The 24,632-nt window shown below is 60.6% G+C and carries 18 protein-coding genes, 1 tRNA gene and 2 pseudogenes; 7 read left to right on the forward strand and 14 right to left on the reverse strand.

Annotation, left to right across the window (positions count from 1 at the left end):
• Positions 1–15: 15 nt before the first annotated feature.
• The 12 genes and pseudogenes from AB4N98_RS25310 to AB4N98_RS25365 all read right to left on the reverse strand — a co-directional run bounded on the left by AB4N98_RS25310 (position 16) and on the right by AB4N98_RS25365 (position 15,289).
• Positions 16–2,766: a malto-oligosyltrehalose synthase gene (locus AB4N98_RS25310; protein ID WP_065878986.1), complete on the reverse strand. Its 2,751-nt coding sequence runs from the start codon at positions 2,764–2,766 to the stop codon at positions 16–18.
• Positions 2,763–4,847, reverse strand: a complete 2,085-nt coding sequence (gene malQ, locus AB4N98_RS25315) for a 4-alpha-glucanotransferase (protein WP_460148973.1) — start codon at positions 4,845–4,847, stop codon at positions 2,763–2,765. Before malQ ends, AB4N98_RS25310 begins: the two co-directional genes overlap by 4 nt.
• Entirely contained in the window at positions 4,844–6,589 is a 1,746-nt protein-coding gene (gene treZ / locus AB4N98_RS25320) for a malto-oligosyltrehalose trehalohydrolase (RefSeq protein WP_137220121.1), read from the reverse strand. Before treZ ends, malQ begins: the two co-directional genes overlap by 4 nt.
• A 19-nt stretch (positions 6,590–6,608) precedes the next feature.
• Positions 6,609–8,162 (reverse strand): glycogen synthase GlgA, encoded by a 1,554-nt coding sequence (gene glgA, locus AB4N98_RS25325; protein ID WP_026067302.1) that lies wholly within the window; start codon positions 8,160–8,162, stop codon positions 6,609–6,611.
• A gap of 473 nt (positions 8,163–8,635) precedes the next feature.
• Entirely contained in the window at positions 8,636–9,589 is a 954-nt protein-coding gene (locus AB4N98_RS25330; protein WP_017528433.1) for a D-2-hydroxyacid dehydrogenase family protein, read from the reverse strand.
• A 24-nt stretch (positions 9,590–9,613) separates the two neighbouring features.
• Positions 9,614–10,615 (reverse strand): alpha/beta fold hydrolase, encoded by a 1,002-nt coding sequence (locus AB4N98_RS25335; RefSeq protein ID WP_460148974.1) that lies wholly within the window; start codon positions 10,613–10,615, stop codon positions 9,614–9,616.
• Between the two features lie 47 nt (positions 10,616–10,662).
• On the reverse strand, positions 10,663–11,106 hold the full coding sequence (locus tag AB4N98_RS25340) for a YqaA family protein (RefSeq protein WP_175404215.1): 444 nt from the start codon (positions 11,104–11,106) through the stop codon (positions 10,663–10,665).
• A 3-nt stretch (positions 11,107–11,109) separates the two neighbouring features.
• Positions 11,110–11,556: a DUF411 domain-containing protein gene (locus AB4N98_RS25345; RefSeq protein WP_017528430.1), complete on the reverse strand. Its 447-nt coding sequence runs from the start codon at positions 11,554–11,556 to the stop codon at positions 11,110–11,112.
• Positions 11,557–11,638: 82 nt separating this feature from the next.
• Positions 11,639–12,097 (reverse strand): SRPBCC family protein, encoded by a 459-nt coding sequence (locus AB4N98_RS25350; RefSeq protein WP_065878998.1) that lies wholly within the window; start codon positions 12,095–12,097, stop codon positions 11,639–11,641.
• An 81-nt stretch (positions 12,098–12,178) separates the two neighbouring features.
• Positions 12,179–13,024, reverse strand: coding sequence for a methyl-accepting chemotaxis protein (locus AB4N98_RS25355; RefSeq protein ID WP_371912027.1), 846 nt, complete (start codon positions 13,022–13,024; stop codon positions 12,179–12,181).
• 63 nt (positions 13,025–13,087) lie between these two features.
• A pseudogene (locus AB4N98_RS25360) lies at positions 13,088–14,173 on the reverse strand (cache domain-containing protein); the annotation flags it as partial.
• 120 nt (positions 14,174–14,293) lie between these two features.
• Positions 14,294–15,289 (reverse strand): aldo/keto reductase, encoded by a 996-nt coding sequence (locus AB4N98_RS25365; RefSeq protein ID WP_065879003.1) that lies wholly within the window; start codon positions 15,287–15,289, stop codon positions 14,294–14,296.
• A gap of 115 nt (positions 15,290–15,404) precedes the next feature.
• Between AB4N98_RS25365 and AB4N98_RS25370 the strand changes: the two genes are divergently transcribed.
• Both AB4N98_RS25370 and AB4N98_RS25375 read left to right on the forward strand, forming a co-directional pair.
• Positions 15,405–16,316: a LysR family transcriptional regulator gene (locus tag AB4N98_RS25370; protein ID WP_065879144.1), complete on the forward strand. Its 912-nt coding sequence runs from the start codon at positions 15,405–15,407 to the stop codon at positions 16,314–16,316.
• Positions 16,317–16,626: 310 nt separating this feature from the next.
• Positions 16,627–16,821 carry a hypothetical protein gene (locus AB4N98_RS25375; RefSeq protein WP_017530556.1) on the forward strand — a complete coding sequence of 65 codons (195 nt, stop codon included), beginning with the start codon at positions 16,627–16,629 and terminating at the stop codon, positions 16,819–16,821.
• Between the two features lies 1 nt (position 16,822).
• Here the strand turns inward: AB4N98_RS25375 and AB4N98_RS25380 are convergent, their stop codons facing one another.
• Positions 16,823–17,203, reverse strand: coding sequence for a hypothetical protein (locus AB4N98_RS25380; RefSeq protein ID WP_017530555.1), 381 nt, complete (start codon positions 17,201–17,203; stop codon positions 16,823–16,825).
• A 236-nt stretch (positions 17,204–17,439) separates the two neighbouring features.
• Between AB4N98_RS25380 and pvdQ the strand changes: the two genes are divergently transcribed.
• The 5 genes and pseudogenes from pvdQ to AB4N98_RS25405 all read left to right on the forward strand — a co-directional run bounded on the left by pvdQ (position 17,440) and on the right by AB4N98_RS25405 (position 23,696).
• The gene (gene pvdQ, locus AB4N98_RS25385; RefSeq protein ID WP_460148975.1) at positions 17,440–19,728 is read left to right on the forward strand and encodes a bifunctional acylase PvdQ; all 2,289 of its coding nucleotides are present in this window, start codon (positions 17,440–17,442) and stop codon (positions 19,726–19,728) included.
• 212 nt (positions 19,729–19,940) lie between these two features.
• A tRNA-Cys gene (locus tag AB4N98_RS25390) sits at positions 19,941–20,014 on the forward strand.
• Between the two features lie 136 nt (positions 20,015–20,150).
• A pseudogene (locus tag AB4N98_RS25395) lies at positions 20,151–20,492 on the forward strand (site-specific integrase); the annotation flags it as partial.
• Between the two features lie 574 nt (positions 20,493–21,066).
• Complete coding sequence (locus AB4N98_RS25400) at positions 21,067–22,233, forward strand: alginate O-acetyltransferase AlgX-related protein (RefSeq protein ID WP_368949570.1); 1,167 nt, start codon at positions 21,067–21,069, stop codon at positions 22,231–22,233.
• Between the two features lie 134 nt (positions 22,234–22,367).
• Positions 22,368–23,696 (forward strand): MBOAT family O-acyltransferase, encoded by a 1,329-nt coding sequence (locus tag AB4N98_RS25405; RefSeq protein WP_368949569.1) that lies wholly within the window; start codon positions 22,368–22,370, stop codon positions 23,694–23,696.
• Between the two features lie 409 nt (positions 23,697–24,105).
• On the opposite strand, the gene AB4N98_RS25410 is transcribed toward AB4N98_RS25405, so the two are convergent.
• Positions 24,106–24,627: a DUF2846 domain-containing protein gene (locus AB4N98_RS25410; RefSeq protein ID WP_017530550.1), complete on the reverse strand. Its 522-nt coding sequence runs from the start codon at positions 24,625–24,627 to the stop codon at positions 24,106–24,108.
• Positions 24,628–24,632: the final 5 nt, after the last annotated feature.

Here is a 24,632-nt window from a genome sequence, read left to right on the forward strand (position 1 = left end):
CCTCACAGAAAATTTTCAGCTTTCTTGATCATCAGGATTGATAAAGACATTGACCGGGAAATCCCCCAGGGCAGTGCTGATCAACAGCTCCTTGTCTGGTGTGACTGCACCTGTATGAAAAAGTCCCTTCCAGTTTTGAGTTGGCGCGGCGAACGGTAATTTCAGCCGGGTATCGCCCCAAACCTGCGCATTGATCTGTGGACGCACACCATTTTCCAGCAGTGAATGGGGCCAGCGCGGCACCACCACCAGCAGGCGTTTGCCCTGATGTTCGCGGCAGAATGCGATCACCCGTTCGGCGTGTTGCCCAACCACCTCCAGCGGCGTGTAGTGGCCCTGGCGAAACAGCAGCGGATGGGCCTTGCGCAAGGCCAGTACCTGGGCGATCAACGCCTGTTTGATACGCCCGTCACGCCAGTTGAACAACAGTTCGCCGATATCCGGTGGGGTATTCAGGGCGTGTTGCCGCGCCTTGAAATCCACCGGGCGACGGTTGTCCGGGTCCACCAGGCTGAAGTCCCAGAACTCGGCGCCCTGGTACAGGTCCGGCACCCCCGGCACCGTGATGCGAAGCAAGGATTGCGCCAGCCCATTGAGCGCGCCCGCCGGGGCAATCGCCTGGGCCGCCGCGCCGATCGCGGTGCGCAAGGGGCGGCCTGCGTCACTGAGCAACAGGCGCGACAGGAACGCTTCGACACCGTGCTCGTAGGCCTCGTTGGGGGCGCTCCAACTGCTGTGCAACTTGGCTTCGCGCAGGGCCTTTTGTTGCCATTGCCACAGGCGCTGCTGGTAACCCGCAACGTCATCGGTGAGGTCCAGCGGCCAACTGCCCAGCAACACCTGGTACAGGATCAACTCATCGCCCGCCGACGGGCTGGCCGCGTCGCTGCGCAAAGGCTGTGCAAGGGCGCGCCATTGCTCGACCTGTTCGGCGTACCAGGCGGCGCACTCACTGAGTACCGCCAGGCGCGCGCGGGTGTCTTCGCCGCGTTTATGGTCGTGGGTGGCGGTGGCGAGCAAGTTGTCCGGGAAGGCGTGCAAGCGCTGCTGGTTGACCGCGTGGAACTCGGCCAACGGCGCGCTGAACCGCTCGGTGCAAAAGCCCACGTCGTTACGCGACAGCAGCACCGCAGAGCGGTAGAACGCGGTGTCTTCCACGGCCTTTGCCGCCGCCGGCGACGTCAGTTGCTGGAAGCGCACGCAGGCATGCTTGAGGATCTTGCGCTCACGGCCCACCGGGCGCTCACGCCAGGGCTGGCCGCCGAGCCATTTTTCCAGGTGGTCGAGCACCGGCCAGTCGCCTTCGCTCAAGGTGCCGCGCGCGCCTTCCAGGGCTTGCTGGAAAACCTGGTCGTCGGCGGCGCTCCGGCCACGGGCGCTGATATAGGTGCGGTACACCGGGAAGTGCACGATCAGTTCCTGCAACGCGCGGCGAATCGCACCCAGGGTCAGGTCGCGGGTCATCACGTCATCGCGGGCCACTTGCAGCAGGGCCTGGGCCACGCTTTCAAAGTCGCCGCCCAGGGAGCCGTTGAGGATCTGCTGGCGCGCCAGCCAGGCTTCTTCGATAAACGCCGAGGGCCGCTCGCTGTGGCGCGTCCACACGTCGGCCAGGGGTTCGAAGCCGTCCGGGTGGTGCTGCAACAGCGACAGTTGGTTCATGAATTCGTAGCCGGTGGTGCCGTCCACGCACCAGTCTTCGCGCAGGGTTTCACCGTCGCCAAGAATCTTCTCGACGAAAATCGGCAAGTGCCGCCCAGGCGCCAGTGCATCCACCCGGCGCCGCAGCTTGCGGCAGTAACCGCGCGGGTCGGCCAGGCCGTCGATATGGTCGATGCGCAGGCCATCCACCAGGCCTTCGCTGATCAGCTCGAAGATCTTGCCGTGGGTGGCCTCGAATACCTGCGCGCGTTCAACGCGCAGGCCGCCCAGTTCATTGACGTCGAAGAAGCGGCGCCAGTTGATATCGTCCGCCGCCGTGCGCCAACTGGCCAGGCGGTAGCTTTGCTGTTCGAGCAGATGATGCAGGCGCTCGAAGCCTTCCTGTTCGCGCCCGTCGAAGCGCGCCAACCGTTGTTGGATGGCCGGCAGTACGTCGCTGGCGTGCTCGGCCAAGGCCTGCTTGAGCACGGCCGCCTGCGCATACGCATCGTTTTGATAGGCCAGGGCGGCGAATTGCTCAGCCAGCGGTTTGAGCGGTTCATCGCTGCCCAGAATCAGCGCGTAATCGCGTGGGCAGATCGGGAAGCGGTGTTCGTAGTGCTGCGCATAAAACGCTCCGTGTTCGGCATCGAACTGCAGCGTCAGCGTGCCGGCCTGCAAGGCTTCGCCATAATCGCTGCCCAGAAACGGCATCAGCAGTTGGCCCTTGAGCAAGGGGTCGGGCGAGTGCCACTGGATATCGAAAAATTCGCTGTAGGGGCTCAAGCGGCCCCACTCGAGCAGGTCCAGCCACCACGGGTTATCGGCACCGCCAACGGCCATGTGGTTGGAAACAATGTCGAGGATCAAGCCCATGTCGTGTTCGCGTAACGCGGCGACCAGACGGCGCAACGCCGCTTCACCGCCCAACTCGTGGTTGACCCGCGTGGGGTCGACCACATCGTAGCCGTGCATGGAGCCGGCGCGCGCACTGAGCAGCGGCGACGCATACAGGTGGCTGATGCCCAACCGGGCAAAATACGGCACCAACGGTACCGCGTCGTCTAGGGTAAACCCCTTATGAAATTGCAGGCGCTGGGTTGCGCGCAGTTCGAGTGTGTTCATCGGTCACGCTCATAGGCCTGGTTGCGCGCGACGGCCAGCAGTTCGAGACGGCGCGCGGCACCGGCATTGTCGAGCAGGCTCGAGGCTTCACCCGCCAGGCGCCGGCGCCAGTTGGGATGGGTGTCAGTGGTGCCGGGCAGGTTGGCTTGTTCTTCCACGCCCAGCGCATCCTCCAGCGGCAGCACCACCAGCGGCGCGCGGGTGTGGCCGAGGTAGCGCACGCTGGCGTCGATCATGTGGTCGGTTTCGTTGCGGATCTCTTCCACGAAATTCTGCGGGTCCTGGCTCAAGGCCTGGCGCAGCGCCTGGCGTTCGCGCAGGCGGTGTTCGCTCCATTGCTCCACGGTGGGCGCATCGATCAGGCCGAGCTGGATGTTCCAGTCGATATCGCGGCTGTGCCACCAGCCGTTGAGCGTGGGCAGATCGTGGGTGCTGGTGGTGGCCAGGGCGTTGTCCGGCCAGTCGAGGATAGGTTTGAACCGGCCGTCGTGGTCTTGTTCGAACAGCAGCACGCGCATGCCCAGAATCGAGCGGCCGATGAGTTTTTCGCGCAGGCCATCGGGTACCGTGCCCAGGTCTTCACCGAGCACGATGGCCTGGTGGCGATGGGATTCCAGCGCCAGCAGCCGCAGCATGTCGTCCACCGGGTAATACAGGTAGGCACCTTCGCGTGGCGAGGCGTCCATGGGGATCACCCACAGGCGTTGCAGGCCCATCACGTGGTCGATGCGCAAGCCGCCGGCATGGGCGAAGTTGGCGCGCAGCATCTCGATAAACGCGCGAAAGCCATTGCGCTTGAGGCCTTCGGGGGAGAACGCGGAAATGCCCCAGCCCTGACCGGCGCGGTTGAGGATGTCGGGTGGCGCGCCCACGGTCAGGTCGGCCAGCAGCTCATCCTGGCGGCTCCAGGCCTGGCTGCCGCCGCCGTCGGCCCCCACGGCGAGGTCGGCGATCAAACCGACGCCCATGCCGCTGCCTTTGGCCGCTTGCTGGGCGCGTTGCAGGCAGCGGGCGATCAGCCATTGGGTGAACGCGAAGTAACCGATTTCGTCACGGTTTTCCTCGGCGAACTTCGCCAGCGCCGGGCTTTGCGGGGTGCGCCACGCCTCGGGCCAGTGGCGCCAGTCGAGGTCTTCGCCTGCGGCTGCACGGGCCGCTTGCACGGCTTCGAAGCGACAGTGGTTTTCCAGGGCTTCACCGCCGGCCTGGCGGAAGCTCAGGAAGTCGGCATGTTGCGGGTGCTGGCCGTGGCGGAAGTCTTCATACAGTGCCCGCAACAGGCGTTGCTTGGCATTGGCGGCGGCGGCCCAGTCGATCAGGCTGCCCTGTTCCAGCGTGTGCAACGCCTCCACCAGGCCGATGGCCTCGATGGCGTTGCGCACTTCGCGTTCGCCAAGGATGCACGCCGGCGAGGCATACAGGCTGTTGAGAAACAAGCGGCTCGATGGCGAGTAGGGGCTGTAGCGCGAGGTGTCGGCGCTGAACATCGCGTGCATCGGGCTGATCGCCAGGGCATCGGCACCGCGTTCGGCGGCTGCGCGCACCAGGTGTTCCAGGGCCAGGGTATCGCCGAAGCCACCATCGCCCAGGCGACGCAGTGAATACAGCTGCGCGCTCAGGCCCCAGGCACGCGCGGGTTGGCTGTCGACCGCTTCGGCCACGCTGTAGCAGTGGCTGGGCGCAACCGCCAGGGTGAAGGTCTGATCGTTGACATGCACCTGGTGATAACCCAGGGCGATCACGCCGGGCAGCACCGCGTTGCTGTCGAGCCTCAGCTCCAGGGTTTCACCGTTTTCCAGGCTGACGCGGCACAGGGTGTCGGGTTCGAAATAGTGCGCCAGGTCAAGGCCGTGGCCGCTGTCCACGGTCAGTAAAGGTGGCAGCTGTTTGGCCTGTTGAGCCTGTTCCAGTTCATGCAGGCTCGCGTCGATCTCGGCATCGGTATCGGCCGGGTGGCCGAGGCCTTTGAGGACGGCGCGCAGGGCGTCGGGTTGCACACGTTGCGGGCGGCCGTTGGCGTCGATCCAATCGACGGCCAGGCCCGCGCGGCTGGCGAGAGTTTCCAGTTTCGCTTCGCTCAAGGGTGTTCTCCAACAGGGGAAAGGCTGACGCGTGCGCTGTACGGCGGCAGTTGCGCGCCTTGGTCGGCAGGCGTCGCAAAAATGATCGGCTGCGTTGTGGTGTGAGCCACCGCCGCTGCACTCAGGTTGATGTCGATTTGCAGCAGGCGGCCGTTGCCCAGGCGCCAGCGCGCGGTCACGGCAGCGTTTGCCAGCACCTGCGCGCCCAGTGCGACGCTGCCGGGCAGGTGCGGCACGAGGTGTTCGCGGCGCAGGCCGAGCAGATGGCGGTAGAACTCGGTGTGTGCGTTATCGGCCAACGCCGGGGCTGATTGCGCAAAGGTGGACAGGGCGTTCGGGTCGGGGATGCGCGCACGGCGCTCGGGGTCGTGGAACGCGGCGAAATCGGCGAATTCATTGCGTCGGCCTTCACGTACCGCTGCGGCGAGATCGCCGTGGTGGTCGGTGAAAAACAGAAAGGGCTCGCGGGCGTTGCTCTCATCGCCCATGAACATCAACGGGATCATCGGCGACATCAACAGCAATGCGGTTGCGGCCTTGAGCGCGTCGGGCGAGCAGAGTTGATGCAGCCGTTCGCCGAGGGCGCGGTTGCCGATTTGGTCGTGGTTCTGCAAAAACGCCACGAAGGCAGTGGGCGGCAATGACGCGCTGGGCTCGCCGCGAGCGTGGCCATGTCGGGTGGCCTGGCCCTGATAGATAAACCCTTCGCCCAGGCAACGCGCCAATTTGGCGGTAGCGTCTGTGGCGAAGTCGCTGTAATACGCATCGGTTTCGTCCGTGAGCAGCACATGCAGCACGTTGTGGAAGTCGTCGTTCCACTGCGCGTCAAAGTCCTGCTGCAACAGGCTGGCCTGGTTCAGCTCGTTTTCCAGGACCAGCCACACATGTCGACCGATGTCGACCTGCTCTCGCACGCGGTGTGCCAGTTCCTGCAGGAAGCCGGGGTTGTCGATCGCGTGCACGGCGTCCAGCCGCAGGCCGTCGAAGCGGTATTCGAGCAACCACATCAAGGCGTTGTCGAGAAAGAAATCGCGCACTTCGCGGCGGTTGAAGTCGATACCCGCGCCCCACGGCGTGTGGATGTCCTCCTGGAAGAAGCCTTTGGCGTACTGGCCCAGGTAATTGCCGTCGGGGCCGAAGTGGTTGTAGACCACGTCGAGGATCACGGCGAGGCCGTGCCCATGGGCGCTGTCGATCAGGTGTTTGAGTTGCTCGGGTGTGCCGTAGGACGATTGCGGTGCGTAGGGCAGTACGCCGTCGTAACCCCAATTGCGCTCGCCGGGGAACTGCGCCAATGGCATCAGTTCAATCGCGGTAACGCCCAGCTCGGCCAGTCGTGGCAGGTGTTTCTCGACCTCGGCGTAGCCGCCCAGCGCGCCGACGTGCAGTTCGTAAATCACCGCTTCGTGCCACGGCCGGCCATGCCAGTTGGCGTGTTGCCAGGTATAGGCAAGGGGGTCGACCACCAGGCTCCAGCCATGTACGTCTGAAGCCTGGGCCCGGGACGCCGGGTCTGGCACATCCCGTTCGCCGTCGATGTTGTAGCGGTAGCGCGTGCCCGCCGGGCACTTTATTTCAACTTCAAACCAACCATCGGCCTGGGGCAGCATGGCGATGGAGTTGCCGTCTTCCAATTCAACGCTGACATAAAACGCGTCTGGCGCCCACAAAGCAAAACGCGTGTGTTGCGCGTCCAGCATGATTGCGCCGTGGGGCCAGGTTTCCATATTCCGTAATGGCATCTATAGAGACCTCCCTTGATTACTTGGTTTGTTTCCCCAGCGCTTTAGCGACCAGTTGTTCATACAGTTCGGCGTAGGGTTCCACCGCCTGGCACCAATTGAAGGGTTGAGTCATGGCCCGGCAGCGCATGGCATTGAGCAGGCCGGGGAAGGCAAACACCTTGAAGGCGCGACTGAGCGCTTCTTCGTAGCTTTGTACCGTGGATTCATTGAACAGGAACCCGGTTACGCCATCCTCGATGGTGTCGGCCAGCCCGCCGGTATTGCGCGCTACCGGCAGTGAGCCGAAGCGCTGGGCGTACATCTGGCTCAAGCCGCAGGGCTCGTAGCGCGAGGGCATCAGCAGGAAGTCGCTGCCGGCGAACATGCGGCGTGCGTCGGTCTCATTGAAGCCGATGCGCACACCGACCTGGCCGGGGAAGCGCAGCGCCAGTTCGCGCATGGCCTGTTCTTCTTCCGGCTCGCCACGGCCGATAATCGCGATCTGGCCGCCGTTTTCGACGATGAAGTCGGCGACCGCTTCGGTCAGGTCCAGGCCTTTTTGGTAGACCAGGCGCGAGACCACGGCAAACAGCGGGCCGGTGGAGTCATGCAGGCCGAACAACTCGCGTACATGGGCGGCGTTAATCGCCTTGCCTTCCCAGTCGCCGATATTGAAGTTGTGGACCAGATGCTCGTCGGTGGAGGTTTCCCAGCTTTCATCGATACCGTTGGGGATCCCGCTGAGCAGGCCTTGCTGGGTCTTGGCGGCGAGGAAACCGTCGAGCCCGCAGCCGAATTCCGGGGTGGTGATTTCCTGGGCGTAGGTGGCGCTCACCGTGGTGATATGGCTGGAGTACGCCATGCCGGCCTTGAGGAACGACATTTTGCCGTAGAACTCCATGCCTTCCTGTTGCAGGGCGTGAGGCGGAATGCCCAGCTCCGGCGTGGAGGCCAGGCTGACCACGCCTTGGTAGGCCAGGTTGTGAATGGTGAACAGGGTGGGCGTGCGTGACCCACGCCAGTGCATATACGCCGGGGCCAGGCCGGCGGGCCAGTCGTGGGCGTGCACCAGGTCCGGGCACCAGTGGATCTGCGCCAGGTTGGCGGCCATGTCGGCGGCGGCCAGGCCCAGGCGGGCGAAGCGAATATGGTTGTCGGGCCAGTCGCGGCCGTTGTTGGCGCCGTAGGGCGTGCCTTCGCGCTCGTAGAGCTCGGGGCAGATCAGCACATAAATGACCAGGCCGTCCTTGAGGTCCATGCGCCCGATCTTGCACGGCGGCAGCGCGGCGTGGCCACCCAGCTCGCCGATGATATGGATCGGGTTGTCGCTTTCCATCACCTGCGGGTAACCGGGGATCAGCACGCGCACATCATGCAGATGCGCCATGGCGCGGGGCAGGGCGGCCGATACGTCGCCCAGGCCGCCGGTCTTCACCAGGTCGGCAAATTCAGACGTTACAAACAGCACTTTCTTTCGATTGGGGTTATGACTGGACACCGGCCGCACCGTGTTGAGGTCGACTAAAGGGGTCGACCCGCCAACTGGCTGACTAACACGTTCTCCCTGAATACTTGCTGCGGCACTGATCATAATTCTCTCCACGTGTTGGTCGGCTAATGGCCCGCTGCCATTAGCTCCGATGACCGCATCCTGCGGCCAGGCGCACAAGCGCATTACGAACTGGCAAGGCGTATGCCAGCTGCACGGTTAGCTTAAAAAGATTGGATGGACGGGCATGTAGCGTGAATCGCGGTGTGCTCGCCTTGCCTTAAAACTTGACCAAGGGCCGAGTTGAAAAGTTTAGTTTTTTTGCGGGGTTTTTGTTTTGAAACGGACCCATCGGTCATGAGTCTAGGACAGATCCCAGAGCCTGTAGGGTTTCTGGAAGGTTTTTGTAGGACAAAAAACTTGTAACCTTATGCAGCTTTATAAAACGACCTGCATCCGAGACGAGGCAGCTCTGTTGCGCCGGGTCGTGAAGCGGCCCCAATTCGGGGCCGTCACGCCGGTGGAGAGGCACTGTGTGCAGGGCAACAGCAGCGCGCGCGCACTTAAAAGGTGCATCAGCCGAGCAGGCGAATCGGCGACCCTTGGGCCCACGCCTGGATATTCTCAATCATCTGCCCATAGAACTGCCGGTAGTTCTGCTCGCTCACATAGCCCACATGAGGCGTGGCCAGTACATTCGGCAACTGGCGGAAGGGGTGGTCCGACGGCAATGGCTCTTCGCCATAAACGTCCAGCGCAGCCCCTGCCAGACGGCCGCTCTGCAACGCCTGCACCAGCGCCGGTTCATCCACGATCGGCCCACGCGCGGTATTCACCAAACGCGCGCCGGGCTTCATCCACCCCAACGCCTCGGCATCCACCAGGCCACGGCTGCGCTCGCTGAGCACCAGGTGGATGGTGAGGATATCGGCCTCTTCGAACAGCGTTTTTTTGCTGACCCAGGTCACGCCCGCCTCGGCCGCGCGCGCGGGCGTGAGGTTTTCACTCCAGGCAATCACGCGCATGCCGAACACTTGGGCAAAGCGCGCGACCTTCTGGCCAATGCTGCCCAGCCCCAGGATGCCCAGGGTCTTGCCATGCAGGTCGCCGCCCAGGCCCACCTGCCAGTGGCCGGCCCGCAGGGAATTGGCCTCGGCGAGCAGGTTACGGCTACTGGCCATGATCAACGCCCACGTCAGTTCCGGCGCCGCGTGTTTATAGCTGTCGGTGCCGCAAACCTGAATGCCCAGGCGCTTGGCGGCGGGAATGTCGAGGGCCGCGTTGCGCATGCCGCCGGTCACCAGCAGCTTGAGGTTGGGCAGGCCCTGCAACAGCGCCGAGTCGAAGGTGGTGCGTTCGCGCATGACGCAAATCACCTGGAACCTGTGCAAGCGCTCGATCATCACGGCGGTGTCCGCCGGGTAATCGTGCAGAAAATGCACCTGGCCCACGGCCTTGAGCGCCGACCAATCCACCACGCCACTGGCCACGTTCTGCCAATCATCAATGACTGCGATCTGTACCGACATTGCCCTTGCCTCACAAAGGTTGGATTAAAGCGCGTTCAAACCTTGCAACAGCGCCGTGTGGAATTTTTCCGGCGCTTCCATCTGCGGTGCGTGCCCCAGGCCGGTGAATTCCACCAGGGTGGCGCGGGGAATCAGCTTGGCCACCTGTTTGCCCAGCCTGTCGTAGTGACCGATGCGGGCCTTGACCTGTGGCGATGCAATATCTTTATTGATCGCCGTGGTGTCGGAAGTGCCGATCAGCAGCAGGGTGGGCATCTGCAGGTTTTTGAACTCGTAGTACACCGGCTGGTTGAGGATCATGTCGTAAATCAGCGCCGAGTTCCATGCAACCCGCTTGCGCCCGGGGCCCGTGGCGAGGCCGGCGTACATGTCCACCCAGCGCTCGTACTCGGGCTTCCAGCGCCCCACGTAATAGGTGTTGAGTTGGTAGTTGCGAATCCCCTCGGCGCTGACGTTGAGTTCACGCGCGTACCACTGGTCCACGGTGAGGTAGGGCACGCCCAGGGCTTTCCAGTCTTCCAGGCCGATGGGGTTGACCATTGCCAACTGCTCGGTCTGCTCGGGGTACATCAGCGCGTAACGCGTCGCGAGCATGCCGCCGGTGGAGTGCCCCAGGAGGGTGGCCTTTTGAACGCCGAGCTTTTCCAGTAATTGATGGGTGTTGCTGGCCAGTTGCTGGAAACTGTACTGGTAATAGGCGGGCTTGCTGGAGGTGCAAAAGCCAATCTGGTCCGGCGCGATCACCCGGTAACCGGCGTCGCTCAGGGCTTTGATCGAACTTTCCCAGGTAGCGCCGCAGAAATTCTTGCCGTGCATCAGCACCACGCTGCGGCCATTGGGGTTGCCTTTGGCAGGCACGTCCATGTAGCCCATTTGCAGGGATTGGCCCTGGGATTGGAAGTTGAAATGTTTCAAGGGGTAGGGGTATTTGAAACCTTGCAGTTCAGGGCCGTAGGTGGCCGCAAATACGGGCGTGACGCTGGTTGTGAGCAGGCCGATGGCACAAAAGGTGCGGCGTAAAGACATGGGCGAGGGCTCCGAAAAAAGGGTCTTCGGATGCTGTTGCGAGGCGATTAACGGGGGATTAACACCCAGTGCAAGGTCACGGCGGCGAGCACTGCGTAGCGCAGGCTTTTGGCCAGCGTCACCAGCAGCAAAAAACGCCACAGCGGTTCACGCATCACACCGGCCACCAGGGTCAGCGGGTCGCCGATGATCGGCAGCCAACTGAGCAGCAGCGTCCAATGCCCCCAACGCTGGTAATGAACACGTGCTTTTGCAAGTTGCGTGTCGCTGACCGGAAACCAGCGCCGTTGCTTGAAGTGTTCCACCCAGCGCCCCAGCAGCCAGTTGACCAGCGAGCCGAGTACGTTGCCCAGCGTGGCGATACCCAACAGCCACCACAGGCTGTAATGCCCGCTGACCAGCAGGCCGACCAGCACCGCTTCCGATTGCAACGGCAGCAGGGTCGCCGCGCCAAACGCGGCCAGGAACAGCCCGAGGTAACCCATCAGCACCGATCAGCGCGCCGGGTAATCGGCCACCACCACATCGTTACCGTCGCGCGTCAACCCGATGACTTGATAGGCCTCGCTGCGCCCATCCACTTCCATGCCGGGCGAACCCATCGGCATGCCGGGTGCCGCGATGCCGAGCAGATCGTCACGTTTGCGCAACGCCAGCACCTGGTCGGCTGGCACATGGCCTTCAACGAACTTGCCGTCGATCACGGCGGTATGGCAGGAGCCCAGGCGCGGGACCACGCCCAGGCGTTGCTTGACGGCGCTCATGTCGGCCTCGACATGGTCATTGACCTTGAAACCGTTGCTTTGCAGGTGGCTGATCCACTTTTTGCAGCAACCGCAATTGGCGTCACGGTGCACGTCGATAGGGATCAGCTCCGCGGCCTGGGCCAGGTTGGTGGTGAACAGTGCACAAAGCAGGGCCAAACGCAGTGGGGTTTTCATCGTGGTGTCGTCCGATTTCCAGGCAGTAAGGCGGGCATTCTCCCTGCTTTTATCGGTGTGACGTCAGGGTAATGTTTCAAGATTATACAAAAGGCGGGTGTTCCAGACGATGCTTGAGCCGGTCCAGGGCGGTGCTCGACAGGTTGAGCATGCGCTCATGCAGGCTGGCCAACTGCAACTCGGTTCCATAGGTCAGCACGCGCTTGAACAGCGTGCCGTCAGCGCAGGGTTGCAGGACATACTGGATCGAACCGTCGACGGCCATGGAGGTAAACACCGTCTTGAACTCATCGGGGCGGCGGGCGATTTGTACGCGATAGCTCATGGGTACGCGGATACCCAACAGGTCGATCATTTCGGTAAACCGCGCACCGGCGCAGAGGGAGCCGGTGGTGCCGGTGTCGGCACTGAGGGAGGAGGGGTGCCATTCGTGCCAGCGATCCGGTTGAGTCACATAGTCATAAACGGTATCGATGGGGGCGTTGATAATGCGTTCCTGACTGATCCGCTCCAAGCGGACCGACTGCTCGACAGCGCGCATGGCACACCTCCTGTGTCGCAACTATGAGCTGTCAGAATAGCCCTACTCCCGTGCTTTGCACGGGAGTCTGGATGCCATTGATCAGCGCACTTTGAAGCGGCTCATCAGGCTGATCACCCGGCCATTCGCGTCGAGCAGACTTTGCGTATTGGTTTCAGTGGCATGGCCGCTTTCCACCAGTTCTTCGACCATATGCCTGATCTGCACCATGCTGCGGTTGATCTCCTCGGTCACCGCGCTTTGCTGCTCGGCGGCCGTGGCGATCTGGGTGCTGAGGTTGTTGATATGGCTCACGGAGCCAGCCATTTCATCCAACCCGGTGTTAACCCGCGCCGTGGCGTCCGCCGCCGATTGGCAACTGGCCTGGGTGTTTTCCATGGCCGCCACCGACGAACTCACGCCGCTGGTCAGCCGCGCCAGCATTTCATTGATCTGCGACGTGCTGGCCTGGGTGCGCGCGGCCAGGGCGCGCACTTCGTCGGCCACCACCGCAAAGCCTCGGCCTTGCTCACCCGCCCGTGCGGCCTCAATGGCGGCGTTGAGCGCCAGCAGGTTGGTCTGCCCGGCAATCGCACCGATCACACCCAGGGTCTCGGTGATGCGCGCGGCGTCCTGGCGCATGTTTTCCACGCTTTGGGTGGCGCTGGACACTTCGCCGATCAAGGCGCCGACGCTGCTCGACGCTTCCCCCACCACCACGCGGGAGCGGTCGGCATGCTCGTTGGCGCGTTGGGTGAAGGCGGCCGTTTCGGCGGCATTTTGCGCGACGGTGTCGGCGGTGGAACTCATCTCGGTAATCGCGGTGACGGTCTGATCGGTTTCCGAGGCGTGGCGCACCAGGATCTGGTTGGTGTGCGCCGAGGTGCGTTGCAATTGCTCAAGGCCCGACGACATGGCGCCAGTGGCCTGGGTCACTTCGCCGATCATGTTTTGCAGGTACACGATAAAACGGTTCACCGAGTGACCAATCGCGCCCAGTTCGTCTTCGGCGCGGATGGTGATGCGTCGGGTCAGGTCGGCGTCGCCCGTGGACAGGGCGTCGATGTTGGTTTTGAGAGTCTTCATGCGCTGCACCAATTGGCGGATCGCATACAGCGCCAGCAGCACCAGCAGCACCACCATGGGGATTTGCAACAGGGCCAGGCTGCCGAGCACGTCGTCACGCTGTGCGGTGATCAGTGAGGTGGGCAGGGCGGTGGCGAGGAACCACGGCGTGCCTTCGATGGGGCGCATATAAAAAGTGCTGGCGACGCCGCCATTGTCGAATTCGCTGCGTTGCAAGGCCTGGTCGCGATGCGCCAGGGCTTTGCTGACCTGGGCGGCAAAGGCTGATGTGCCGGTCAATTCGCTGATGTTCTTGAGCACTACCGGGCTGCTCAGGCGCGAGCTGTTGCTGATGATCTTGCCGTCGCCTTCGACGATCAGCATTTGCCCGCCGATGTCCTTTTCCTTGCTGGCCACCAGGTCGTTGAAGAAACCCAAGGTCACATCGATAGTCGCTACGCCATACGCGGCGCCGTCGCGCTGGATCGCCATGGCGCAGTTGGTGCGCGGCTCCTGGCTGGCGTCGTCCTTGTAGGCGGCGGCCCAGGCGCATTGCCCGCGCGGTGCGGCGAGGCCGCCTTTGTACCAGCTCTGGTCGTAATAGTTGGGCGCCGGGTCACTGTTCCAGAAGGTGTTCACCATCAGCTTGCCCGACGCGTCGCGGTGCCAGAACGTACTGTGCTTGTTACGCCCCGGTGTGCGTTGGTTGGGCAACGGCCAGATGCCGCCGCCAAACACTTTGAGCTCACCGTACTGGTCCACCAGGCCGGGCAGGACCTTGTCGATGGCGTCGCTGTCGAGCAGGGGCACGGTCTGCGTGATGGTGCGTTGCTGGGCCTGAACCTTGTTGAGCTCGCCCTTGATCCGTTCGGCCACCTCGGCGACGCGGTTGAGCACCACCTGTTCTTCGGTGTGGCGCAGCGTCGGCGCGACCAACTGGCCGATGCCGACGACGGTCAATACGAACAGCACCAGGACGAACAGCACCAGAAACAGGGTGTAGCGGGCTTGGATAGAGCGCAGTGGGGGCATGGGGCCGTCCTTACGAAGCGTTATTGTCGACGCGGCTTTATTAGAGCTTCGTAAGGCTATCGGCCCGGCGCACGGGAGCTTTAGGTACGTGCGTACAAGAAAGTCGGAGCGCTGCGCTCCTCAGATATCCAGCATCGCCATGACTTCTTCGGGGTAGCGCAGGCCTGCGGTGGCGTCGGCGGGGAAGATCGCTTGCAGCGCCCCCAGCTCGGCCGGGCTGAGGCTGATCGACACGGCCGCGACGTTCTCTTCCAGGTACTTGCGCTGCTTGGTCCCCGGGATCGGGATGATGAAGTCGCCTTGCGCCAATACCCAGGCCAGCGCCAGTTGCCCGGCCGTTACGCCTTTGTCCGCCGCAAGGGTTTGTACCTGTTTCACCAGTTGCAGGTTTTTGGTGAAATTCTCCCCCTGAAAGCGCGGGTTGAAGCGGCGGTAGTCATCGGCACCGAAATCGTCCGGGCTTTTCAGCGCGCCGGTGAGAAAACCACGCCCCAACGGGCTGTAGGGCACAAACGCGATGCCCAGGCGTTGGCACGTGGCGAGGCAGCCGTTGTGCTCCTGGTCACGGCTCCACAGTGAGTATTCGCTTTGCAGGGCGCTGATGGGGTGCACCTTGTGCGCCCGTTCCAGGGTCGCGGCGGACGCTTCGCTCAAGCCGAGGTAACGCACCTTGCCCTGTTGCACCAGCTCGGCCATGGCGCCGATGGTTTCTTCGATGGCCACTTCAGGGTCGATGCGGTGTTGGTAGTACAAGTCCAAGGTGTCGACGCCAAGCCGTTGCAAGGTGCCGTTGATGGACTCGCGGATGTACTCGGGGCGGCCATTCACACCGCGCAGGGCCGGGTTGGCCGGGTCGCGCAGGATGCCGAATTTGCTCGCCAGGAACACCTGGTCGCGCTTGCCGGCAATGGCTTTGCCGATCAGTTGCTCGTTGGTGTGAGGGCCGTACATGTCGGCGGTGTCGAGGAAGTTCACGCCCAGCTCCAGCGCGCGGTGCAAGGTGGCGATGGCTTCGGTGCTGTCGCTGCCGGGCGTGTAGAAATCGCTCATGCCCATACAGCCGAGGCCGATGGCGGAAACACGTGGGCCGTTTTTACCGAGTTGACGAGTGTGCATGGGTGCAGCTCCTTGGGATGAAGGCGTCATTGTTACGCTCGACAGAATCGGGATAAACAGGCTAAAAGCACTATCACTATTCGTAATATCTAAACAATAAGCCGGGGTGCCGCCGTTGGACCGTTTTAATGCGATGCGCGTGTTTACCCGGATCGTCGAGCTGGGCGGGTTCGCCAAGGCCGCCGACAGCCTGCAACTGCCTCGCGCCTCGGTGACGATCCTGATCAAACAATTGGAAGCGCACCTGGGCGTGCAGCTGTTGCAGCGCACCACGCGCCAAGTCAGCCCGACCCTCGACGGCGCGGCGTATTACCAGCGCTGCGTGCAGTTGCTCACCGACCTGGAAGAAACCGAGGCGGTGTTTTCCACCCAGCGCCAGAACCCGCGCGGCACGTTGAGCATTGATATGCCGGCGGGCATCGGCCGCTACCTGGTCATCCCGGCGCTGCCGACGTTTACCGCGCGTTACCCGCACATCGCCTTGGAAATCGGCCTCAACGACCGCCCGGTGGACCTGATTCGCGAGGGCGTGGATTGCGTGTTGCGCGGCGGCCTGGCCCTGGACGAATCGCTGGTGGCGCGGCCCTTGGCGATGATGGATCAAATCACCTTGGCCAGCCCCGCCTACCTGGCGCGCATGGGCGTGCCCGAGACCCTGGACGACCTGGCCCGGCACCAGATGGTCGAGTACGTTTCCAGCGCCAGCGGCAAACGGTTTGGCTTGGAGTTTGAAGTGGGCGGCGAACTGCGCGCGGTCAACCTGCCCAAGGTGGTCGCGGTCAACGGTGCGGATGGCTACTTTTGCGCCTGCGAGGCCGGGTACGGGTTGATCCAGGCCCCGTACTATCACGCCGTGCAACGCTTGGCCCTGGGCGCGCTGGTGGAAGTACTGCCGCAGGTGGCCGTGCCGAAAATGGCGCTGACCGCGCTGTACCCGCCGCATCGCCAGTTATCACAGCGGGTGCGGGTGTTTGTGGATTGGCTGGTTGAGCTGTGCGCCACGCGGGGTACCGGGTTGCAACGTTAAGGCGCGATACCGGCGGCTTGAACGGCAGCCCAACCACAGCTTGCACACGCGGGTGAGCTGTCGTTGGGCACATGGCTCAGGTTTGCGGTTTGACGTAAATCTGCAGGTCGCCCGGAACGCTGTCGGCGGCGATCGGCTGGGTGGGGTCTGGTGCGCGGCCGATGACCCGCCTGCCGATACTGGTCTGGACGTTGCGTCTGTCGGACGAGCCAAAGCGTTTTATCGTCTGTAAGATACGAATTTGCCGACCCGATGCCTCGCATGTTCGGCGATCATTCAGTGCATACACTTTCAGCTTCAGGACCCCGTCATGACCCAAAAGCAACGCTTGAAATACTCGATTCTGATTTCCCTGGTGGTACTGGGATCGATGTTCGGCCTGTCCTACCTGCAGAACACCGGGGCTATCAGCGAAAAAACCTTCCAGTACATCGCCATTGCGATTGCCGTGGTGGTGGTGGTGATCAACGGCGTGATGCGTCGCAAGGTCAAGCCTAACCTCTGAGTCAGGCGCGGCCTTCGAGCACTTTGGCGGCCTCTTCATGGAGGCTGTAGCTCTTGTCGGTGTTGAGGGTGATCACGCCCTCGCTGCACAGGCGCTTGAGCACCTCGCGCACACTGAGAAACGACAATGGAATGCCCAGCTCGAGCAAATGGCTGTGCACGCCGCGCACCCCAAGGGTGCGCTGGTTGCTGGCGGCGGTGAGCAGGGCATCGATGACCTTCAGCCGAATCAGGCTGGTACGCAAACCAAAACATTTGAGCAAATGGCGGATACGCTGGTTGCCTTGCTGTTCGGGCGTTTTACCGAACGCTTGCGCGCCGCTGCCGAAATTGGCATCGGCGGCCGTTGAATGTCCTTCCGTGGGCACTGTCGGGTTGTACATGCAAAAACTCCTTATCAGAGCCTGATCAGGAAAATGATGGCGCTCTTAGTAACTAAGACGAACGAGCGAGCGAAATCATGAAGTGAAGGATGTAGAAATTTTGTCGGTATCGGTTTTGTCACACAGCCATCGCCCTGAATAAACCGCGCTGGCGCTAAATTCTTCCCGGTTGATTGCGTTCTTACGGTGGGGTGGTTGCCCCTTGTGAGGGTGTTCAATTTGACGGTGGAGTCTGCGTGATTATTTCCAATCGGGTGTCCAGGGTATGTGTGACGGGTGTGTTGCTGGGGCTGAGCCTGGCCGCATCGGCGCGGGAGCAGGTGGCGCAGGCGTCGGCGGATATCCGGCGCACCAGTTTCGGCGTGCCGCACATCCGCGCTGACGATGAGCGGGGCCTGGGCTTCGGCATCGGTTACGCCTATGCCCAGGACAACCTGTGCCTGCTGGCCAATGAGGTGGTCACGGTGAACGGCGAGCGGGCCAGGTACTTCGGCCCCGAACAGGCGACCCTCGAAGAGCGCAACAACCTGGCCAGTGATGTGTTTTTTACCTGGCTGAATTCGCCGGGTGCGGTTGCCGCGTTCTGGAAGGCGCAGAGCCCGCAGATCCAACAGCGTATCGAAGGCTACGTCGCCGGTTACAACCGCTACCTGAAAGAGCAGGGCGCACCCGCGCAGTGCCAGGCGACGTGGGTGCGGCCACTGGTTGCCGAGGATCTGGTCAAGCTGACCCGCAGGCTGTTGGTCGAAGGCGGTGTCGGCCAGTTCGCCGAAGCCCTGGTCGGCGCCACGCCACCTCACGCCACCGCCGCCGTGCACACCGGTGCCAAGGCCTTTGAACTGGCCGCGGCCAATCAACAACGCTTCAGCCTGGACCGCGGCAGTAACGCGGTGGCGGTGGGGCGTGATCGCTCGTTCAACGAGCGCGGCATGCTGCTGGCCAACCCGCATTTTCCCTGGGTAGGCGGCATGCGGTTTTATGAAATGCACCTGACCATTCCCGGGCAACTGGATGTGATGGGCGCCGCGTTGCCGGGCTTGCCGGTGGTGAACATCGGCTTTAACCAACACGTGGCGTGGACCCATACGGTAGACACGTCCAAGCATTTCACCCTGTACCGATTGACCCTGGACCCCAAGGATTCCACGCGCTACATGCTGGATGGCAAGTCCGTTGCAATGGATAAAACTTCGGTGAACGTGCAGGTCAAACAACCCGACGGCAGCGTTAAAGCGGTGAACCACACGGTCTACAGCTCACTGTTCGGCCCCGTTGTGCAATGGCCCGGCAAGCTCGATTGGGACCGTCACACGGCTTTCAGCCTGCGCGACGCCAACCTCGGCAATGACCGCGTGCTGCAACAGTGGTACGCAATGAACCGCGCGGCCAGCCTCAAGGCGTTGCAAAACTCGGTGCACACCGTGCAAGGCATCCCGTGGGTCAACACCCTGGCCGCCGACGACCAGGGCCAGAGCCTGTACATGAACCAGTCGGTGGTGCCCAACGTCAACGCGGCCAAACTCGCGCAATGCAGCGACCCACGCGCCGGCGTGCAACTGATCATGCTCGACGGCGCTCGCAGCGCCTGTGCCTGGGACATTGACCCGCGCGCCGCCCAGCCCGGCATCTTCCCAGCCGAACAATTGCCGCAACTGGAACGCACCGACTATGTGCAGCATTCCAATGATTCCGCCTGGATGGTCAACCCCCAGGCGCCGCTTGCCGGGTTCTCTGCGGTGATCAGCCAGGACAACATCAGCCTTGGCCCGCGCGCGCGGTTTGCCCTGCAACGCCTGCAATCCCTGGCCAAGCAGCCGATCACCGTTGCGGACCTGCAACACATGGTGATGGACAACGAGGTGTACCTGGCCGGCCAGGTCATGCCCGACCTGCTGCAGTTCTGCGCCAGACAACTGGGCACCGATGCGCAGGCGTTGAAGCCGTTGTGTGCCAGCCTCCAAACCTGGGACCGGCACGCCAACCTCGACAGCGGCATCGGCCTGGTGCACTTCATCAACTTGATGGAACACCTGCAGCAACTCCCCGACGCCTGGCGCGTAACCTTCGACCCGGCGCAGCCCCTGACCACGCCTCGCGGCCTGGCCATCGACCGCGAACCCGTGGCCAACGCCTTGCGCGAAGCCATGCTGGCTTCCACGGCCGACGTCGCCAAACGAGGCCTTGGCGCGCAGAGCCACTGGGGCGATGTGCAACGCTCCGGGCAAACCCCGATCCACGGTGGCCCGCAGGAACTGGGCGTCTATAACGCGATGCAAACCGTGCCCCGCGCCGACGGCAAGCGCGAAGTCGTCAGCGGCAGCAGCTACCTGCAAATCGTCACCTTCGACGACAAGGGCCCCCAGGCCCAGGGCGTACTGACGTTCTCCCTGTCCAGTAACCCCGCGTCGAACTATGCCAAGGACCAGACCCAAGCGTTCTCCGAGAAAAAACTGCGTTCGTTGCCCTTCACCGAAGCCCAGATCAAGGCCGACCCGCACTATCAATTACAGCGCATCCAGGAGTAGGCCATGCACGCAAACCCTTGATGCCGCTGCGAAATATTTTTGAAATCAAGGGGTTGCAGGCATTGGCAAATGAGTACATAATGGCGCCCATCGAACGCAACGAAGTATTAAAAACTTCAATGTATTCAATGAGTTAGAGTAGAGGTAGGGCTTTTGGGCCCACTCAAGTTTTTATGCGGTGAGTGCCAGTGGTAAAGGCATTGATCGTTTGAGGCCGAGTAGCAAAATGGTTATGCAGCGGATTGCAAATCCGCCTACGCCGGTTCGATTCCGACCTCGGCCTCCACTCTTAAAGCCCCGCAGCCATTGAGCTTGCGGGGCTTTTTTTATGCCTGCGGATTTTGTTCGGCGTGTGGATTGGGACAATCCTGGGACACCGACACCGTTTGCATGTCCCAAGGCTGATCGGCAAAATCCGCTGCATGGCGACTATCGAACAGCGTCCCAATGGGACATGGCGGACCAAGATCCGCAAAAAAGGATACCCGGCACTTTCGGCTTCGTTCGACATGAAGGCGGAGGCACAGCGGTGGGCTTCTGAAATCGAGGGGGATATGTCGCGCAAGCGCTTCGTCGATACCAGGGAGGCCGAGACCACTACTGTTGCGAAGGCTTTTGAGCGCTATGCGCGGGAAGTATCTGCGCAGAAGAAGGGGGCTCGCCAGGAGCTGACCCGGATAAAAACGTGGTCCGAGGGGAGGTATGGCGGTAAGTCGCTGGCCGAGCTACGGTCATCTGACCTTGCCGAGTACCGCGATTCACGACCCAGGTAGCTGGCTATGCCGAGCAGGCCGGTGGCCTGACTGGCATCATGTTTGCCAACACTCCGTGCCCAAACAACCTTGGCCCCAACGTCTATAACTGCACGGACCGACAGACTGCAGCGCAATACGACTGGATTCTTGTTACGCCTTATCAAAATTCCTGGGTAGATTATGGCGGCGGTACGTTTGGCGCCGTTTCCTACTACAAGGATACAGACGGGATTGTTCACCTTCGTGGCGCGATCAAGTCAGGGACCGTGCCAAGCATTGCGTTCGTCCTGCCGCCAGGATTCCGGCCTGCCAGCACTTCCTACCACGCTTGCGTGTCCAACAACTCATTTGGGTTTGTGGCCATTACGCCAGGTGGGAGCCTGACGCCGCAGGTTGGTAGCCCTGTCTACGTGTCGCTTGATGGGATCTCATTCAGAGCAGCATGACGAAGTCGGGCGCCCGCTTTCCATTTTGGGTAGGCGGGCAGCCCAATGCGCGCGGCGTAGCAAGCATGGAATGTTACAAGCAAATACTGTAAATTTCGGCCCTCTCGGAAAAGCTATTCAGAAAATCGAAGGTGCCTATGGATATGAGTCAGCGGAAGACAACTTCAGTAAGTTCCAAGCGTTGGCGGTATAAATCTCCGATAGTTATTGTTTTCGCTATTTTTGCAATTAGCCTTGTTCCAACGCTTCTAACTATATTCCCATGGCCATCAGTGAAAGTTGAGCCTGTTCAGGAACTTCGAAAGCTTGAGGCTTTCCCTGATATGTGGATTGGTAGTCCTATTGATGTTGACAAGAACTATGCGAAATTTGAGAAGTGGTATTCCGATAACCTGGGCCTTCGGGATTTAATGATTCGTGGAAAAAACGAACTGGACTATCAGCTATTTAGATCGTCGTCGAGAGTGTATTTCGGTAAGCACAATGAGATCTACGGTAGAAATCTTATTGATCGACAAATTCCAGCAATGGAGACGATGTTAAGAACCCAGGAAAACAGAGATATTATTCATCATGGGATCGTAGAGTTTTCCGATGGAATGAAGGCTCTAGGCGTTACTGTGTTGGTTGTGACTCCGATGCAGAAGCCGTATTTCTATAGTGGCCGTCTTCCTTTTTTTGCGCCCGCTCTACCGGTGAAAACTAACTTCATGAAGCTTTACAAGGATCTGATGGCTGATCCTCGGTTGCACATGGTGGATGTCTACGGCATTTTGAGTGCGATCAAAGACGACTATAAAATATTTTATTCGCAGGACTTCCACTGGACTGAGGCTTCTGCGCTCTCGGTCTCTAAAGAAGTGGTCAACCGAATCGCCGCGCTTGAGGGTGCTGGCGATAAATGGGATCACGCCATAAAGATTGAAGAGAAGCCCTACGTCGGCTCTGATGCAAGATTTTCGGCTCGCCTCGATTCTTCGCGCACAGTCACAGAGCCATTTATCGTTACTGATTGGCCCGTGGTTCATAAAAAAATACAGCTCGACCCTAAAGCCACGGGCTTTGAATTTGAGACGGATGACTTGACTGATAGTGGGCTGCTGCCCGCTACTTGTTTGTATGGGAATAGCTTTAGTGATGGGATGATTCAGTCGGGTATTTCTGAGTATTTCCAGAAGTTTACGAAGATTGATCGAGGCAGGCCATTATCTGATATGCCTAATCTAGTTGTTGGCAGGTGTAAGTATTTGGTCGTCCAGATGCTGGATATCTCTACTGGCTACTGGATGTCTTACAAAAAGTAGCGCTCCAGCCAACACAAGAAATCACAAAGAGCATTCGTATTATGGTTTTCTCATCACCAGCATTTCTGTTTATATTTTTCCCTTTGTTTTATGGGCTGTACTTTCTAACGCCTAAGTCGCTTAGGAATGGCCTGGTGCTTGTCGCTAGCTTCGCATTCTATGCGCTTGGAGCTGGAGCCCTTACGCTGGTAGCGATGCTATTGCTGCTTCTTAACTGGATGGTGGCGGGGGCGTTATCTCGGCTGCTTGATTCAGATAATAAGGCGCGCGCCGCAAGGCTGTTGTTTGTTCTTGCAGTTGTCGCGAACCTTGCGCCTCTAATATTCTTTAAATATTTAATATTCTTCGCGCAGGTAGTAAGCGATGCGACCGGTATTTCTGCGCTATCCGTAGTGGGCGGCTGGAATATTGCTCTGCCGCTTGGGATATCCTTTTACACGTTCCACTTTATTTCATACCTCGCTGATGTTTACCGTCGGCAAATTTCCCCTGAAAGAAGCCTGCAAAAGTTCGCTATTTACATATTCCTGTTCCCCCACCTTATCGCCGGTCCCGTGGTTCGATTCTCCGAGGTCAAACAGCAACTAGACGTAAAACGCCGGGCCCTGGTAAGCAGCGACATCTTTTGGGGTATGGTGATTTTTGTTATCGGCCTTGCAAAGAAGATTCTGATTGCCGATCCGTTAGGCTCTGTTGTTGATGCCGTGCATGCGCCAGGGCATGTGCTTACCACGTACTCGGCATGGCTGAGTGCATTCTGCTATTCCTTCCAGATCTACTTCGACTTTTCCGGATACACAGACATGGCCATAGGCATGGCCAGAATGATGGGGTTCCGCTTCCCTCGAAACTTCAACCGCCCTTACGCCGCTCACAGCGTCACCGAGTTCTGGCAGCGCTGGCACATGACGCTGTCACGTTGGTTCCGCGACTATGTCTACATCCCGCTGGGCGGGAGCCGCACCACCTCATTCAAGACGTACCGCAACCTGTTCATTGTGTTTGGCCTGTGTGCGCTTTGGCACGGTGCTGCCTACACGTTTCTCATATGGGGCTTCGGGCATGGGCTCCTGATCGCCCTGGAGCGCGCTGGAGCCTTGAAAACTCACAAGTGGAAGATGGCCAGCCTGCCCGTGTTCATCTTCGCGACTCTGCTGTGGGTGCCGTTCAGAGCGGAAAGCGTGTCTCAGATGGGGTCGTTCTGGCGAGCTATGACAGGTCTGGATTCCACCATTCCTTTCTGGTCGGCGGCCGATATGGGGCTTGCTGATATCAAGGTAATTTTCCTGCTCACGCTTTCCTTTGTGATCTGCCTTGTTGGCGACAAGCTGTTTTATCGTTTGCGTGGGCGCAGCTTCAAGATGCCTGTCACAGCAGGCCTCTATGTGTTCGTGCTTTATGTACTATCGTGTATTTCAGTGGTGGAGCGCGGATTCAATCCATTCATCTACTTCAAGTTTTGACGGGAAGGTGTACGTCGGCAGGACGCCGGGAAGGGTGGGGACAATCCTGGGACACTGGATGTCCCATATATCCCTGCATGGATATACAGCATGAGTTGCACAAAGCCAGTAAATACGGGTACTTGAGTCTAAAGGCCCAATGAAATAGGGGCCGGTTAACGGACTGCAAATCCGCCTACGCCGGTTCGATTCCGACCTCGGCCTCCACTCTTAGAAACCCCGTAGATTAACGTCTACGGGGTTTTTTATTGTCTGGGATTTGGTCATCGCTTTCGCAACCCTGTCTTTTTTGTTTGGAAATTTGGGACGCCTTTATCGGAATGGCGCCCCTCGATTGGACGTAGCATTGTGCTCAAGAGTAAGGGGCTTGAGCATCCACTAACGTCCGATTCTGTTGAAAAAGTCGTAGTTACGGTGCAGTTCCCGGCAACTCCTGGCACCACTTGATGGAACGCAACGCTTCCTCGGCAGGCACAAGCGCGTAGCGCGAGTAAAACATTGCTCCACTGAAACGACGGCCGTCGACTTCACCCAAGGTCTGCCCATCCGTGAAGTCGACGGTGCTGAGTTGATCGGCGATGTAATACACCTTTCCATTTTCGACGGTGATATCGAAACGCTTGTTAACCATACCGCTGATGATGGGGGGCGAGGTGGAGGCGACGCTGTGCTTGCCGGCGGGAATGCCGGCCTTGAAAAAACTACCGGAAGGCAAGCTGCCGATGGCGCGGCCATCGACCTGAATGGTCGGGGCCACCCCATTACCGATGCTGGCCGAGGTGCGATAGAAGTACACCGTGGCCTCATCCGCACGGGGTTCAGCCGGTGATGTGAAGAACGGTTGGCCTTTGAGGTCCGGACCGCCGATGCAGCCGGTCAGTGAGGCCAGGGCGGCGAACAGGCCGACCCAGAGTAGCGTACAGCGCTTCATGGCAT

It is taken from the genome of Pseudomonas sp. S3_E10, assembly GCF_054667615.1.